This is a genomic window from Streptomyces sp. NPDC053493, from assembly GCF_044544825.1.
Taxonomy (GTDB): domain Bacteria; phylum Actinomycetota; class Actinomycetes; order Streptomycetales; family Streptomycetaceae; genus Streptomyces.
In genome coordinates this window covers 321,446-336,608 of the sequence record NZ_JBITXS010000002.1, presented here as the reverse complement: position 1 = coordinate 336,608, position 15,163 = coordinate 321,446, and the positions used below count along the sequence as shown (strand labels likewise).

The following is a 15,163-nucleotide window of genomic DNA, read 5'->3' as shown; positions in this document are numbered from 1 at the left end:
GAAACCGATGTCCACGCAGGCCGCGACCGCCGCCGCCCGTCGCAGCAAGCTCACCCCCGAACGGGAGGCCGAGCTGTACGAGGCGGTCATCGCCCTGCTGCGCGAGGGCGGCTACGACTCCGTCACCATGGAGGGCGTCGCCGCCCGCACCAAGTGCGGCAAGGCGACCCTCTACCGCCAGTGGGGCACCAAGCCCCGGCTGGTCACCGCCGCCCTCGACAAGCGGCGCTGCGCCGTCTTCACCGGCATCGACACCGGCTCGCTCGCCGGCGACCTGCGCGAGGCCGCCCGCCTCGCCGCCTCCCGCCGCGAGCGGGACGCCGAACTGATGGAGGCGGTCAGCCAGGCATACATCCAGCACCCCGACCTGCGCGCGGCCCTGCGCGAGACCGTCATCGAGCCGGAGGTCGCGGCGCTGGACCGGATGCTGCGACGCGCCGTCGAGCGCGGCGAGATCGACGGCGCCAACCCGGCGATCGACTTCGTCGCGCCCTGCTTCCTCGGCATGCTCCGCATCGAGCGCCTCTTCGAGGAGCGGTTCAGCGACGCGTCGACGATGACGACCTTCGTCGACGCGGTGCTGCTCCCGGCGCTCACGGCGAAACCGGCCGGCACGGGCGCGACCACGGCTGAGGCGATCACGGCCGAGGAGGCCGAAGCGGCCGAAGGGACCGCGGCCGCGGAGTCCACCGCGCCCGGACGACCCGACGGCTCCGGCCCTTCCGAGGTGTGAACCCACCCGCCGTCCGGCACCCTGAAGCCATGCCCCACACCTCACCGACGCCGGTCCGGGTCCGCGTGCGGCGGATCTACGAGCCGCCCGAGCCGGACGACGGCCTGCGGGTGCTCGTCGACCGGCTCTGGCCGCGCGGCATCTCCAAGGCCGACGCGCACGTCGATGAATGGCCCAAGGACCTCACGCCGTCGACGGAGCTGCGCCGCTGGTACCACGGGCCGGAAGGGGACTACGCGGAGTTCCGCCGGCGGTACGAGCGTGAACTCGCCGAACCGGCCGCCGCCGAGGCCCTCTCCGCCCTGCGCGCCCGCGCCGCCGAGGGTCCCGTCACCCTCCTCACGGCCGCCAAGGACCCGTCGGCCAGCCACACCTCGGTGCTCACGGAGGTCCTGGAAGCGTCATAGGGCCGCCGGGTTCCCGCCACCTGCCGGCACGGCCCTGTTCACCCCGGCGCGGCCCGTTCACCATGGCCGCATCGCACGACACCACCCGGCACCGCACCACACCCCACGAGGAGGGACGGCGTGGACCCGGCCCAGCAGACAGAGCCGACCGAGGCGACCGAGGCGACCGGGCGCGCGGCGCCACGGACGGAACAGGCGGACCAACAAGCCCCGGCAGCCCAGACGGCTCAGACGGACCAGCTCGCCCAGGCCGGCCAGGCAGCCCAGACGGCCCAGCTCGCCCAGGCCGGCCAGGCAGCCCACGCCGACCCGCTCGCCCAGGCCCGGCTCGTCCAGGAAGCGCTGCGGAAACGTCACGCCCTGCTCGACGACCTCCAGCGCGACCCGTACCCGCTCTACACCCGCGCGCGCCACGCCGAAGGCCTCACCTACGTGCCCGTCCTCGACGCCTGGCTGGTCTCCCGGGACGCCGACATCCGCGAGGTGCTCCTCCGGCCGCAGGACTTCTCCTCCGCCCAGTCGCTGCGCCCCGACGTGCTGCCGTCACCCGCCGCCCGCGCGGTCCTCGGCAACGGCTTCGCCGCCCGGCCCACCGTCGTCTCCACCGACGGCCCCGCCCACCGCAGGCACCGGGCCCCGCTGAACAGCGGCCTGTCCGCCGCCCGGGTCGCCGCGCTCACGCCGTACATCACCCGGCAGGCCGAAACCCTCGCCGAGGCCTTCGCCGCCACGCTCGCGGCCGACGGCCACGCCGACCTCATGGCCCACTACGCCCGCCCGCTGCCCGGCTCCGTCATCGGCCAGCTGCTCGGCCTGGACCCGGCGGACGTGCCGGCCGCCGTCCACGGCTCGTACAGCGCCGAACGGCTCCTCTTCCGGCCGCTGTCCGAGGACGAGCAGATCGCCGCCGCCCATGACGTACTCGCCCTGCAACGGCTCCTCGACCGGTACGCCCGCGACCGCCGGATCCGGCCCCAGGACGACCTGGTCACCGGCCTGGTCACCGCGCTCGCGCCGGACGCCGGACTGGGCCCGGGCCCGCGCGAACTCACCTCCGACCAGCGCTGCGAACTGGTCTCCAACCTCCAGAACCTGCTCATCGCCGGCCACCTCACCACCACCGCGCTCATCGGCACGACCCTCCTGCACCTCCTGCGCCACCGCGAGCAGTGGGAACTGCTGCGCACCCGGCCGGAACTCATACCCGCCGCCGTGGAGGAGGCCGCCCGCTACGACACCGCCGTGCAGGGCTTCCGCCGCACCACCACCCGGCCCGTCACCCTCGCCGGCACGGAGCTGCCCGCCGGCGCCACCGTCTTCGTCGCGTACGGCTCCGCCAACCGCGACCCGGCCCGCCACCAGGACCCCGACGTCTTCGACATCACCCGGCCCCGGCCGCACCCGCGCCACCTCGCCTTCGGCCACGGCCCGCACGGCTGCCCCGGATCCCAGCTGGCCCGCGTCCAACTCCGCGCCACACTCACCGCGTTCGTCCGCCTGCTGCCGGGACTGCGACTGCTCGACCGGCGTCCCGTCCCGATGCGGCCCACGCTCATCCACCGCTCGCCCGAGGAGCTCCTCCTCACCCACTGACCCGCAGCCGCGGCGCCTCCGCCGCCGCGTCGAGCGCCCCGGCCCCGTCAGCGGCGGCCACCCGGTCGGCGAGCCGCCGCGCCCACTCCACGACCCCGGCCACGTCGACCCCGTACGTCTCCGCCCCGCCCCGCGCGTACTCCTCGACCCGCACGGCCCCGCGCCGCAGCAGCCGCGCCCCGCCGGTCACGTTCCCGCGCGCCGCGTGCGTCAGGCCCACGGCCAGCTGCGCCAGCCCCTGCCACAGGTCCCGCTCGCCGGCCGGACCCGACTTCCACGCGTCCTCGAACACCTCGTGCGCGTGGAACGGCATCCCGGCGTCCAGCAGCCGCTGCGCCTCCCGCACCGTCCCGGCGGGCGTCCGCACCACACCCTCCGGCTGCCGGGCCACGCCCTGCGCCCCGTACGCCAGCGGCCGCCCGAGCCCGTCCCGCGGCCGCCCACTGCGCGCCCGCCCTTCCTCGTCCCTGTCCCTGGCCCTGTCCATCCACCCATTGTCGGCCGCCCGACGCGGTGACACCCCGTGTGCTGATCCACCTCGTGAAGTGAGGTAATGTTCTCTTGCACGCCGCCACCGGGCCCGGACCCAGGGCGGTCGAGCACCGGGACGTGGCGCAGCTTGGTAGCGCACTTGACTGGGGGTCAAGGGGTCGCAGGTTCAAATCCTGTCGTCCCGACTCGAGAGAGTCGCAGGTCAGGGGCCGTTTCAGAGCAATCTGAAACGGCCCCTTGACCATTTTCCGGACCGTCCGTCCGGTCAGTTCCCCAGATGGGGGCTCAGGTGCAGGCAGAGCCTCATGAAGAGATCGAGGTTGGGAATGACGTACGCCTTCGCCATTTCCGGAGCCGTCGACCGCCGCTGGGAACCGTTGAGGATCAGGGTGCCGCTGTGGAGGCCTAGTTCCGTGAGCTCCGGCCAGGCGACCGCGTATTTCCTGTCCGAGACGCCCTGCCGATCGACCGTATAGGGACCGAAGTTCACCTTCTCGCCGCGCTGGACACGCTCGACCGTCGCGGACAGCTGGGCGCGGGTGACGCGGTCCTGGATGTGGTCGCCCCACATGTGCGGGTAGAGGAACCCGGCGCCGTTCACCCACGAGGTGATACCGAGAGCCGCCTTTTCGGCTTTGAACAAGGGAGGCCTGCCGAAGCCTATGTTCAGGGCGTTCCCCGCCGGGTCGATCAGGGTCGAGCAGGCATCTCGTGCGCTGTGGTTGACGGACGTGCGGTACTGCAGGACGCGCACGGTGCCCCAGTGGTAGTCGGCCGTGTAACCGTCCGGCGCCGTGACGACCAGGCCGTCCGTGAAGAAGTAGAGCCTCCAGTCCCGCGTCTTCCGCCAGCCGAAGCCCTGCTTCGTCGCGAGCGTGTCGATCCAGTCGCCCAGGCCGCTTCGGGCGGCGAGAGCGGCTGTGGAGGCGGAGGGCCGCTCGGAGCGGATGTGTTCGATCTCGTCCGTGCTCATGTGACTGTCTCCCTGGATGGATGACGGCGATGCTCGGGTCCCGGGCGGGGCACGGCCGCGGCCCGCTGCCCCGTCGGCCGGTCAGCCCGCCGCGGCGAAGGCCGCCTCGAGGCGCGGGACGTAGTCGGCGAAGGCCGGCGCCCAGCAGCCGTAGTGGTGGCCGCCGTCGCAGCTCGGGCCCAGCGACGTGCCGTCGCCGTAGTCGACGAGGCGGCTGGGAATGCCCAGCCGGTCCAAGCGCGCCTTGACGGTGCGGGAGGCCGCGGCGGTGTGGACGTCGATGAGGTCGTTGTCGCCGGTGTAGAGCGTGACGCCGGTGCCGGAGAGGGTGGCCAGGTTGGCCGGCGCGGCCGGATCGACCGCCTTCCACACGCGGTCGGCGTCGAAGAAGGGGTACGGGGAGCCGAAGATCGCGTCACTGTCCACGTACGGGCCGTGGCCGGCGCAGTTGCCGGAGCCGGAGCCGGACGAGGCGCTCGCCGCGCACCACGCGCCCACGAGGTTGAGCTCCGTGGCCAGGACGGCCGCGCGGACCTCCCCCATGCCGAAGTCGACCGCCCCCGACAGGGCGGCCACGTGGCCGAACAGGTCGGGTCGCGCCTGGGCGTAGTGCAGGGCGCCGTAGCCGCCCATGGAGAGTCCGACGACGGCGCGGTGGGCGCGGTCGGCGCGTGTCCGGAGGTTGGCGTCGATGAAGGGGACGACCTGGGTGAGGTGGAAGGTCTCCCAGTTCGCCTTCCCCTCGGCGGTGTTCTGCATCAGCCAGTCGGCGTACCAGCCCTTCATCCCGCCGTCCGGCACCACGGTGATCATCGAGTCCGAGTGCAGCGCCGGCACGGCCTGGACGTCGTTCACGTTGCCGCCACCGCCGTGCAGGAAGTACGTGACCGGCCAGCGGCGGCCGGGGGCGGTGTCGTAGGCGGAGGGCAGGAGGATGCGGATCCTGTGCTTCCCCGAGAGCTGTGGGGTGGTGACGGTGAGGGTGACGTCGGTGGGGCTGTGGACCTCCGTCTCGTCGGGGACCAGCGTCAGCCCGTAGCCGTCGCTGAAGGCGGGGACGGCGGGGACGGCGGGGACGGCCGAGGGGGCGGAGAGCGGCGGCGCGGCGGCCGGTGCCGCGGCGTGTGCGGTGGTGCTGCCCAGCAGGGCGGTCATGGCGAGTGCCGCGCCGAGTGAGGAGAGGCGCAGGGACATCAGCGGGGAAACCCTTCGTCGAGGAGGCCCGGGTCGCGGTGAGCGCCCGGGCCGGACATCCCGAGGATGGTGTCCCGGGCCGCCCGGCCGACAGGCCACGCGACCGGCCATCCGTGACCGGTGCCGGGGCCCGCCGTTCGTGCAGGTCCCGAGGACGCCCGCCGTCACGTCGCCGCCGTCACGTCGCCACCGTCACGGACCGCCGTCAGGTCCTCGCCGTCACTCGGCGCCGGTCGGGGGCGCCGTGAACGTGGCCGGTGCGAAGTCCCGGTGCCGGCCGCGGTAGGTGCGTCCCAGGTGGTGCTGCAGCCGGACGTGGCGGAACTGGTACACGGCTCCGGTCTGGCGCAGCACTCCCCGGTGGTAGGCGTCCTCGAGGAACGCGGCGGGGTCCCAGGGGAGTCGCCCGGACAGCGGCAGCACGAAGCGCGCCAGCACGATCCACCGCCCCCACGCCGTGAAGGCGAGCACGTAGGAGGCCGCGCCGCCCAGGCCGCCGACCGCACCGATGAACAAGCTGTCCTGGATCCCCCAGTTGAGCGGTCCCACCGTGCCCTGGAGCAGATGGACGATCAGGTGCCCGCCGACAGCGATGGCCAGGGTGAACGCCGGGGCGAGGATGAGGAACTGGCGGCCGGCCGTCGTACGGTTCGAGGACAGCAGGCTGACCGGGGTGGCCGCGGCGGTGATGTCCACGGGCACTTCGAGGGTGGCCATCAGCCCGAAGACGAGACCGGCGGCCGAGCCCAGGATCAGCCCGAGCACCAGCATGTTGATCAGGGTGCCCTCGATGACGCGCGGGTCGGTGAGGGAGATCCCCGCGACCAGCGCGCGCCCGAGGGCGAGGGCGCAGGCGCATCCGATGCCCATGAGGGTGCCGCCGAGCAGACCTTGCCCGAACCGTGCGGTCAGGGTCCGCCAGATCCGGCGGCCGAGGCGGTTCTCGTGCGCGGCGCGCAGCGTCAGCCGGATGCGGGCCGGTTCGAACGCCGCCCCGCCGCCGGACCTGTCCACCAGCGCGTGGACGGTTCCGAAGGCGAGGCCGGCCGCCGGCCCCATCAGGGCTCCTTGGAGGAGGAGTTCGCCGGGGGAGAGGGAGCTGAGCAGGAGGCCCACCAGCCAGTCGGTCAGGGTGATGCTCACGGTGGTGGCCAGGACGAAGGCCACGGTACGCGTCGCACGTGACAGCGAGTCGCCGAGCTGCCACCACGCGAGGTCCTGCCGCTCGCGGTCGAACCGGACCAGCTGGTGGGCGAGATGACCGAGCCAGTGCTCGGCCCGTGCGGCGTCGTACGCGGTTCTCGGCCGCCGGCCGGCCGCGTCCCGTTCCGGGGCACGATGGCGGTAGACCGTGGGCACGAAGCCCGCCAGCAGGTGTTCGTCCAGGCTCTTCACCGACGGGAACCGGGTGGCGTCCAGAAGCTCGGCGGGAACCCGGTCGGGCGTCTCGCTGTACAGGGTCCGGGCCAGGATGACCATGAGGGGCGTGGTCAGCACCGCGGCGAGGTTCGTGTGGGCCGGGCTTCGGAGCGTGCGCAGTTCCGCGAGGACCCCGTCCCATGCCGAGCCGGGCCGGCCGGCGCCGGGGCCGCCGCCCGCGGCGGACGGGACGTCGCGGGCGGCGCGGGGCAGGTAGTCGGCGAGGTCGTCGAGGGTGAGGTCGGTGAGCTCGATGCCTCCCGCCCAGACGAGCGGCGCTCGCGCTGCCCGGACCGCTTCGGCGTACTCGTCACGCCGGCTGGTCAGGACGAGCGGGGTGGAGGTCGCGTTGAGCGCGTCCAGGGCGGCTCGCCGTAGTCCTTCGGCGATCTCGTCGAACCCGTCGAGGACCGGCAGGATGAGATCGGCGTCGACCAGCGCGGCGGCCAGGGTCGCCCCGCCGGGGCCGCGGCGGGCCAGGTGCGGGTGGTCGCGCAGCAGGCGGCCGATCAGCCAGTCCCGCAGGGCCGTGGTCGACGGGTCCCAGGAGCCGACGCTGAAGATCACCGGCACCCGGCGGCGTAATGCCGGGTCTTCCAGGAGGTCCAGGGCGAGCCGGATCGTGAGGACGGACTTTCCCGAACCGGCCCGGCCGAGGACCAACAGCCGCCCGGAGGGGATCCTGAGGTAGACCTCGGCCATGCTCCGCAGGTCACCGCCCAGATCCACCTCGCGCGGGGTCCCGCCCGGACCGAGGCGCTGGACGTTCTCGGCCCGGTCGGTCAGGTCGGCGGGCGCCGGCTTCCACCGCACGGGCAGCGGGAAGGGGTCGTGGACCTGCCGTTGTGCCTCCTCGCGGCGCCACCGGCGCCGGACCTCGGTCGCCAGTTCTCGGGCGGCGTCGGCGAGTGCGCCGTGGACCGGCGGCCCGGCGGGCGCCGGGGCCGGCGGTTCGTCGCGGCCGGCACCGGCGTCGCCGGCGGCCGTGGACGCACCGGTGAGAGCGGCCGCCAGGCGCAGGCGGTCCCCCTCCGCCAGGCCGAGCGCGTCCGCGAGCAGGTTCACCGTTCCCATCCGGTGGTTCGTGAAGGCGCCGCTCTCCAGCCGGCGGATGGTGCGCACACTCACTCCGGACCGCTCCGCCACCTGCTCCTGCGTCAGATGCGCCTGGTCGCGCAACGCGCGCAGCAATGTGCTGTGGTCCTCTGCCATCCCGCATCCCCCTGGTCCACCGGTCGGAACGGCGGTGAGCCTACCCGTGGCCGCCGGTCACGCATGGCCGGGCGTCTGACCTGTACAGCCGCCGCGTCGCGGCCCACCGTCGGGGTCGGTCCCCCCCCGTACGGACGGAAGACGAGGAGCCGACGTGACCAACCGCTTCTGGTGCGGAGAGTGCGACTTCAAGACGCCCTGGGTCGCCGAGGACGAGGGGCTGCGCCGGCAGGCCGAGCACTACGCCCGCAAGCACCCCGGCGCCTCGCCGGTCGGCCAGGTCGAGACGCGCAGGCGCGTCACGGTCACGCGCCAGGGCTGCCTGCTGCTGACGGCCGGCGCCCTCGTCCTGCTCACCGTGGTCGCCGTCTGGCGCCGTTGACGGCCTGCGGGCCCTCGTCCGGCCCGCGCCGACGGCGGCTCCCGCCCTGAGCGTCTCGGTGGTGCGGTGCGGACCGTCCCATACCCCACACCGACCGAAGGAGGTTGTTCCCATGTCCCATCACCCGCCCACCACTCCCCGCCGCGAGGATCCTCCCGCGCGGCGACGCCCCGGCACCGCCACGGCCGCCGGAGGACTCGGCATCGTGTACGGGCTGGTGGTGACGTGCGCCGGAGCGGCCGGGGCGATCGTGCTGACCGAGGCACGCTCCACGAAGGACTACCTCGGCTTGCTCTGACGCCGCCGGCAGGCCGCTGCCGCCTCGGCGCCGCCGAGTGAACCGCCAAGCACGGCGCCGAGGTTCCCGGGTAAGCGGGTCGTGACGAAAGGACGGCCATATGGGCGAGATGCTGATCGGGACGTGCTCGTGGACGGACAAGGCGCTGGTGGCCAGCGGCTGGTACCCGCCCGGGCGGCGTGACCCGGAGGGGCGGCTGCGGCACTACGCCGAACGCTTCCCCGTCGTGGAGGTCGACGCCGGCTACTACGCGCTCCCCAGCGTGCGCAACAGCGTGCTCTGGAGCGAACGCACGCCGCCCGGCTTCCGGTTCGACGTCAAGGCGTTCTCCCTCCTCACCGGCCACCCGACCCGCAAGGCCGCCCTGCCCGCCGACCTGCGCGACCACGACCTCAAGGACCCGGAGCTGCTCGACGAGGTCTGGCACCGCTTCGGCGCGGCCCTGCGGCCCCTCCAGGAGTCCGGCCGGCTGGGCACCGTACTGTTCCAGTTCCCGCCGGCGTTCGTCCCGGGCGCGCGGGCGGAGAACGTGCTCCACCTCACCAGGAAGCGGGCGCACCGGTGGCCGATGGCCGTGGAGTTCCGCCACCCCGACTGGTGGCGCGAGGACCAGCGGGAGCGCACCGCCGCCCTGTTGAGGGACCTTGACGCCACCGCGGTGGCCGTGGACACGGCCCAAGGGCTGCCCACCTCGATGCCCGCCGACACACCCGTCACGTCCTCCAGGCTCGCGGTGGTCCGCTTTCACGGCCGCAGCGCCGCCTGGGGGACCGGGAGCAAGGAGGACCGCTTCCGCCACACCTACACCCGGGAGGAACTGGCCGCCTGGCTGCCGCGCCTGCGCGCGCTGGCGGACCGCGCCGAGCAGCTGCACGTCCTGTTCAACAACTGCTGCGGTGACGCAGCCGTGCACGCCGCCGAGACCTTGCGCGGTCTGCTGGAAGGTTCCTGAAGGCCGGCGTGGCCCGCGGGCGACGCCGGACGGTGCGTGGCTGAGGCGATTGCGGCTCGAAGCCGGTCCCCGTCCGCCGCTCCCCGAAGCGGGAGAGCCGTCACGTGCCGCCGTCGTTCGTCGGGTCAGGGGCGGCCGGGGGCTGGCCGGGGTGGTGGCCGGGGCCGCCGGTCAGGTCGGCCAAGGGGGTCGGAGAAAGGTCGGCGGGATCCTCACCGGCCTCCAGGAGGGTGTCCGCGGCCCCCACGATCAGGGGATCCGGGCGGCCCACCGCGGCCTCGTCCTTGCTGGCGTAGTCGATACGCCACAGCAGGCTGCGCATCGCCTCCAGACGGCCGCGCCGCTTGTCGTTGCTCTTCACCACGGTCCAGGGCGCGTGGGCGGTGTCCGTGGCGCGGAACATCTCCACCTTGGCGGCGGTGTAGGCGTCCCACCGGTCCAGGGAGGCCAGGTCCGTGGGCGACAGCTTCCACTGGCGCACCGGGTCGACCTGGCGGATGGCGAAGCGGGTGCGCTGCTCGGAACGGGAGACCGAGAACCAGAACTTGACCAGCACGATGCCGTCCTCGACGAGCATGGCCTCGAAGGCCGGGCACTGGGTGAGGAACTGCTCGTACTGTGCGTCCGTGCAGAAGCCCATGACCTTCTCCACGCCGGCCCGGTTGTACCAGGAGCGGTCGAAGAACACGATCTCTCCGGGGCCGGGGAGGTGGGCGACGTAGCGCTGGAAGTACCACTGACCGGCCTCCCGCTCGGTCGGCTTGTCCAGGGCCACGATGCGGGCGCCGCGGGGATTGAGGCGTTCGGTGAAACGCTGGATGGTGCCGCCCTTGCCGGCCGCGTCCCGGCCCTCGCAGATCACCACCACCCGCGCGCCGGTGTCCTTGACCCAGCGCTGGAGCTTCAGCAGCTCGATCTGCAGGATGCGTTTCGCCCGCTCGTACTCGGACCGCCGCAGCTTGCGGTCGTAGGGATAGTTCTCCTGCCACGTACGGATCGGCTCTCCGGCCTGGTCCAGCAGCACCGGCTGCTCCGGCCGGCTCGCGTCGACGCTCAGGCCCGCGAGCAGCGATTCCTGCCGGTCCTGCCGGTCCTGCCCGTCCTGCCCGTCCCGGTCGTGTTCCTGCCTGCCCTCCATGCTCACGCTGGTCGCATACCCCGCCTCACGGATCACTACCGTCCCGGCCCGACGGCGGTCCGCTCGGGCGCCCTCGCCGAAGCGCCGTCGCCCGCCTGCGGTGCCCGGCCGAGGTCCTTCGTACCGCGGTACGAAAAGGCGGGCGACCGTCGTCCGCACGCACCGATGTCGCAGGGCCGCGCGTCCTCACCTGCCGAGATGATCAGGCACATGTCGACGCGTCCCGCCCGCAGCCTCAGCCGGGTGCTCGCACCTCGCCCGCGCTCGGCGCCACCGCCCTCGTCGTCCGCGGTCCCGTCGGGGCGGAGTGCCGTCCGGGGACCTGTTCGCGCCGGCCAACGCCCTCGCCACCCTCCTCGACGCACCGGTCACCATCGAGGACCACCGCTCCCGCTCCTCTGATCCATGGGGCAGGTCAGGCCGGCGCCTTCGCCCGACGGCGGTGTCAGTGCGCTGCGTTATTCTCCCGGCACCGCACATCGACCGTAGGGAACCCGAGTTGACCGGCCTGACTGCCTTTCCGCTGCCCTTTCACGCTTCACGTTCCATATCCTTCGCGACGCCCCGGACGCTGCGGGAACTCGAGATGATGCGGTGCAGCGCGCATCTTCGGGAGAAGCCGGGCTGGTTCGAGAAGATGAACGACGCCGAGATCGTCGCCCGGTGGACGCGGGAAGCGGTCGACCAGGGCCTCACCGAGGCGCAGGTGCGCTACGTGCTGGCCGAGCTCGCGCACTACGCGGCGCTGCGGGACGGGCGCACCGGTGTCGAGGTGTCCGCCGTCGACGGCGTGTGGCAGTCGGACACGCTGATCGACGACGCGCTCGCGGCCCGGCTGCGTGCGGCGGTCAAGGTCCTGGAGGAGGTGCCCGAGGAGGAACGGGACTGGCATCCCGGATCCGACGGACAGGTCCTGGACCTGGTGCATCCCTCGCTGTTCTGCCTGGTGCGCGGGGTGAGCGACGCGCCCGAGCGGGCCTGGCACAACCCGACGGACCGGTACTCGACGTACGAGTTCTCGGAGAAGTTCCAGTGGCTGCCCACGGACGTCGACGTCAGCGACGACGGCGACGTCGCCTTCCGTTCGTACGTCAACAACGTCCATCCCGAGGATCACCGCGAACTTGCCGCCGTCCTGCCGGAGTTGTTCGGGCGGATGCGCCCGCTGCTGGAGAACGTGCTCACGGATCTGCGCCATCCGAGGCCTCTGCGGATCGAGGCCGACCCTTACGGGTGGTACGAGTCGGAGCCGGCGTATCCGGACAGGTCCGACTACGGCGACGACGAGGCCTACGCCCAGGCCCGCCGTGCGTGGGAGGTGGCCCAGGACGACTGGTGGGAGAACCGCCGCCCCGTGGTCCCGGACGCCCCGGACTTCACCGCGCCCGAGCTGCCCGACGCGTCCGCCCGGGTCGACCTGCGCGGCCGCCGGCTCCAGGTCGTGGTCAAGCTCGCCACCGTTCACCTGACCCCGGAAAAGCCCGAGTACGCGGGCGGCACCTGGCATGTCGAGGGCATGTTGAACGAGCGGATCGTGTCGACCGGCATCTACTACTGGGACAGCGAGAACATCACCGAGAGCCGGCTGAGTTTCCGGGCGGCGCTCGACGACCCGGACTACGAGCAGAACGACGACGACGGTGTGCGCGAGGTCTACGGCCTGGAGAACGAGGACGCGCTGAACCAGGTGCTGGGATCGGCGTCGACGCCGGCGGGTCGCTGCCTGGCGTTCCCGAACATCCTGCAGCACCGCGTGGGCTCGTTCCGCCTCGTGGACCCGACCCGTCCGGGCCACCGGAAAATCCTCGCGTTCTTCCTCGTCGACCCGTCGGAAACGATCGTCTCGACCTCCGACGTGCCTCCGCAGCAGCCGTGGTCCGACACCTGCACCATGACGCTGGAGCAGGCCAAGGAGTACCGCGAGCAGCTCATGAAGGAGCGCAAGTTCTTCGTCGACGAACACAACGACCAGCTCTACGAACGGGAATTCTCCCTTTGTGAGCACTGACTCCTTTTCCGGGTCAACGCTCCGTACGGGAGTCCCTTTGGACATCGTGGCGGGTTCTACGCGCGTCGGCGCCGGCGCCGGTATATCGGAAAACACCAGTCGCGCGCGGCGCGCTTGGACCTATGCCCACAACCGTCCGGCGGAGGGAGCATTACGCCCGGGTAGCAGAGAGAATTCCGGACGCACTGTCCAGAAAAGATCTAGAGGAACGTTTCGTGCGACCAAGACTCTTCGGCGCGTCCGCCTCCGTGGCCGCATTCGCCCTCCTGGGCTCTCTCGTCACCGCCTGCGGTTCGTCCGAGAGCGACGGGACGACGCTGCGTCTGGTGGCCGCCGAGTACGGTGACAGCCCGGCGACCAGTTCGAAGGTGTACTGGGACAGGCTGACGGCCGCGTTCTCCGCCGCCCACCCCGGCAAGAAGGTGGAGGTGACGCTGTACCCGTGGGCCGACGTGGACCGTGAGGTCACCCGTATGGTCAAGGAGGGCAACGCCCCGGACGTGGCGTTGATGGGCGCGTACTCGGACTTCGCCGCGCAGGGCCGGCTGTACTCCGCCGACGAGCTGTTGTCGATCAGGTCGGAGGCGAACTTCCTGGCACCGCTCGCGGAGGCCGGTTCGGTCGACAACACCCTCTACGGCCTGCCCTTCGTGGCCAGCAGCCGGCTCCTCTTCTACAACGAGGAGCTGTTCGAGAAGGCCGGAGCCGAGCCGCCGAAGACCTGGTCGGACCTGAAGAGGGCGGCCAAGGCGCTGAAGAGGGACGGCGTCCTCTACCCGTACGCCCTGCCGCTCGGCCCCGAGGAGGCCCACGCCGAGGCGCTGATCTGGGAGCTGAGCAACGGCGGCGGATACACCGACAACACCGGCGTCTACAGCATCGCCTCCGAGCGGAACGCCCAGACCTTCCAGTGGATCAAGGACAATCTGGTCACGCCCGGCCTGACCGGCCCGGTCCCGCCCGCCGAGCTCAACCGGCAGGACGCCTTCGCGGCCTTCCTGCGCGGCCAGGTCGGCATGGTCAACGGCTACCCGTCGCTCCTGCACGAGGCCAAGGCCCAGGGCATGAAGGTCGGGACGCTCAGCATGCCGGTCTCCGACAACCTGAAGGACGCGCAGACCCCGCCGGCGGCGGGCGTCGCCGACTGGATGATGGCCTTCCGGCACGACGGCAACCGCGAACTGGTGGGCTCCTTCCTGGACTTCGTCTACGAGGACAAGAACCTCAACGCGTTCGCCCAGCGCTACCACCTCCTGCCCTCGACGGTCTCGGCGACCGAGTCCTCCCAGGACGCGGCCGCCGACCCCGGCGCCCAGCAGTTCCTGACCGCGTTGCGCACGGCCCAGCTCTACCCGGTCAACGAGCCGTCCTGGCTCCAGGTGAGCAACACCATCAAGCTGAACATCGGCAAGGCCGTCGCCCCGTCCGCCGACCCGAAGGCCGTGCTGGAGGACATCGCCCAGCAGGTCCGGGACGTCGCGGACGAGAGGTAGCGGCCAGAGGCAGCGGAGCGGCGGGTCCGGGGCCCGCCGCCCGCCTTGGCTCGGGCCTCAGGGCACGTCGTCGACCGCGCCCGGCGCCAGGGCGGGAGACGGGAACGCGTGGCGTGCCTCGGCGCCGGACCACCACACGCCGACGGCGAGCACGGCGGCCGCTTCCAGGAGCGCCGCGCGCGCCAGCCCTCCGCAGGGCAGCGGGCGGCAGCCCATCGAGGTGATCAGCTCCGCCGTGAGGGCGGCCGCGGCGGAGGCCGAGGCACAGAAGGGCACAGCCAGGGGCGCGCCCTCGAAGGCGGGGCGCGGCAGGGTCCAGATGCTTTCGTGGCAGATGCCGAAGACCTTGACGACGTCGGCGTCCGGCGCGGCGGCCGCGATGCGCGCCGCGACGGAGTCCGTGCCGCCGGCGGTGGTGAGCGAGGGCCCGTCCGGGCCGGGCGCCACGGGCGCCGTGCAGTCGAGCACCGTCCGCCCGGCGAGGGCGGGGCCGAGTTCTCGGGCCAACAGCGGTGCGGCGTCCGCAGGTACGGCCGTCAGGACCGCCTCGCCGAACGCGGCCGCCTCCGTGAGGCCGCCGTGCCCGGCGGCGCCGATCTTGGCCGCGGCCGCGGCGGCGGCCGCCACGTCCCGCCCGCCCACCAGAACCTGGTGCCCGGCCCGTACCCACGCGCCGCCCAGGGCGGTGGCCATCGAGCCCGTGCCGAGAATGCCGATGCGCATGCTGCTGCTCCTCTTCGCTGCTGCCTCGCGGAATGTCATGGGCCGGACGCTAGGCGGGGGGGGGGGGGCCCCCCCGGGGGGGGGGGGGCGGGCGGGGGGGGGGGGGGGGGGGGGGGGGGGGGGGGGGGGGGGGGGGGGGGGGGACG

At 72.8% G+C, this 15,163-nt stretch carries 13 protein-coding genes, 1 tRNA gene and 1 pseudogene; 9 read left to right on the top strand and 6 right to left on the bottom strand.

The window, feature by feature from the left end:
- Positions 1-7: 7 nt before the first annotated feature.
- From ACIGO8_RS07215 to ACIGO8_RS07205, 3 genes and pseudogenes are all read left to right on the top strand, one after another.
- Positions 8-595 (top strand): annotated as a pseudogene (locus tag ACIGO8_RS07215) (TetR/AcrR family transcriptional regulator); the annotation flags it as partial.
- A 167-nt stretch (positions 596-762) separates the two neighbouring features.
- Positions 763-1,140, top strand: coding sequence for a DUF488 domain-containing protein (locus ACIGO8_RS07210; protein ID WP_399725197.1), 378 nt, complete (start codon positions 763-765; stop codon positions 1,138-1,140).
- A gap of 342 nt (positions 1,141-1,482) precedes the next feature.
- A complete protein-coding gene (locus ACIGO8_RS07205) occupies positions 1,483-2,733 on the top strand; it encodes a cytochrome P450 (RefSeq protein ID WP_399726767.1) in 1,251 nt (416 codons plus the stop codon).
- Here ACIGO8_RS07205 and ACIGO8_RS07200 read toward each other — a convergent pair.
- Positions 2,723-3,220: a DUF309 domain-containing protein gene (locus ACIGO8_RS07200; RefSeq protein WP_399725194.1), complete on the bottom strand. Its 498-nt coding sequence runs from the start codon at positions 3,218-3,220 to the stop codon at positions 2,723-2,725. The two genes, ACIGO8_RS07205 and ACIGO8_RS07200, sit on opposite strands and share 11 nt — an antisense overlap.
- Before the next feature lie 116 nt (positions 3,221-3,336).
- On the opposite strand from ACIGO8_RS07200, the gene ACIGO8_RS07195 reads away from it, so the two are divergent.
- Positions 3,337-3,410: transfer RNA gene (locus tag ACIGO8_RS07195), tRNA-Pro, on the top strand.
- An 80-nt stretch (positions 3,411-3,490) separates the two neighbouring features.
- Here ACIGO8_RS07195 and ACIGO8_RS07190 read toward each other — a convergent pair.
- The 3 genes from ACIGO8_RS07190 to ACIGO8_RS07180 form a co-directional block, all read right to left on the bottom strand.
- Positions 3,491-4,198 carry a DUF6585 family protein gene (locus ACIGO8_RS07190; RefSeq protein ID WP_399725191.1) on the bottom strand — a complete coding sequence of 236 codons (708 nt, stop codon included), beginning with the start codon at positions 4,196-4,198 and terminating at the stop codon, positions 3,491-3,493.
- Between the two features lie 81 nt (positions 4,199-4,279).
- A complete protein-coding gene (locus tag ACIGO8_RS07185) occupies positions 4,280-5,392 on the bottom strand; it encodes an alpha/beta hydrolase (protein WP_399725188.1) in 1,113 nt (370 codons plus the stop codon).
- Between the two features lie 219 nt (positions 5,393-5,611).
- Entirely contained in the window at positions 5,612-8,023 is a 2,412-nt protein-coding gene (locus ACIGO8_RS07180) for a helix-turn-helix domain-containing protein (protein ID WP_399725185.1), read from the bottom strand.
- Positions 8,024-8,177: 154 nt separating this feature from the next.
- On the opposite strand from ACIGO8_RS07180, the gene ACIGO8_RS07175 reads away from it, so the two are divergent.
- The 3 genes from ACIGO8_RS07175 (at position 8,178) to ACIGO8_RS07165 (ending at position 9,655) form a co-directional block, all read left to right on the top strand.
- On the top strand, positions 8,178-8,405 hold the full coding sequence (locus ACIGO8_RS07175) for a hypothetical protein (protein ID WP_399725182.1): 228 nt from the start codon (positions 8,178-8,180) through the stop codon (positions 8,403-8,405).
- 112 nt (positions 8,406-8,517) lie between these two features.
- On the top strand, positions 8,518-8,703 hold the full coding sequence (locus ACIGO8_RS07170; RefSeq protein ID WP_399725179.1) for a hypothetical protein: 186 nt from the start codon (positions 8,518-8,520) through the stop codon (positions 8,701-8,703).
- Positions 8,704-8,803: 100 nt separating this feature from the next.
- Positions 8,804-9,655 (top strand): DUF72 domain-containing protein, encoded by an 852-nt coding sequence (locus ACIGO8_RS07165; protein WP_399725176.1) that lies wholly within the window; start codon positions 8,804-8,806, stop codon positions 9,653-9,655.
- 100 nt (positions 9,656-9,755) lie between these two features.
- Here ACIGO8_RS07165 and ppk2 read toward each other — a convergent pair whose 3' ends face one another.
- Positions 9,756-10,793 carry a polyphosphate kinase 2 gene (ppk2, locus tag ACIGO8_RS07160; protein ID WP_399725174.1) on the bottom strand — a complete coding sequence of 346 codons (1,038 nt, stop codon included), beginning with the start codon at positions 10,791-10,793 and terminating at the stop codon, positions 9,756-9,758.
- A gap of 499 nt (positions 10,794-11,292) precedes the next feature.
- On the opposite strand from ppk2, the gene ACIGO8_RS07155 reads away from it, so the two are divergent.
- Complete coding sequence (locus ACIGO8_RS07155) at positions 11,293-12,801, top strand: DUF4246 domain-containing protein (protein WP_399725171.1); 1,509 nt, start codon at positions 11,293-11,295, stop codon at positions 12,799-12,801.
- A 215-nt stretch (positions 12,802-13,016) separates the two neighbouring features.
- Entirely contained in the window at positions 13,017-14,294 is a 1,278-nt protein-coding gene (locus ACIGO8_RS07150) for an extracellular solute-binding protein (RefSeq protein ID WP_399725169.1), read from the top strand.
- 57 nt (positions 14,295-14,351) lie between these two features.
- Here ACIGO8_RS07150 and ACIGO8_RS07145 read toward each other — a convergent pair whose 3' ends face one another.
- The gene (locus ACIGO8_RS07145; protein ID WP_399725166.1) at positions 14,352-15,017 is read right to left on the bottom strand and encodes an NAD(P)-binding domain-containing protein; all 666 of its coding nucleotides are present in this window, start codon (positions 15,015-15,017) and stop codon (positions 14,352-14,354) included.
- Positions 15,018-15,163 lie beyond the last annotated feature (146 nt).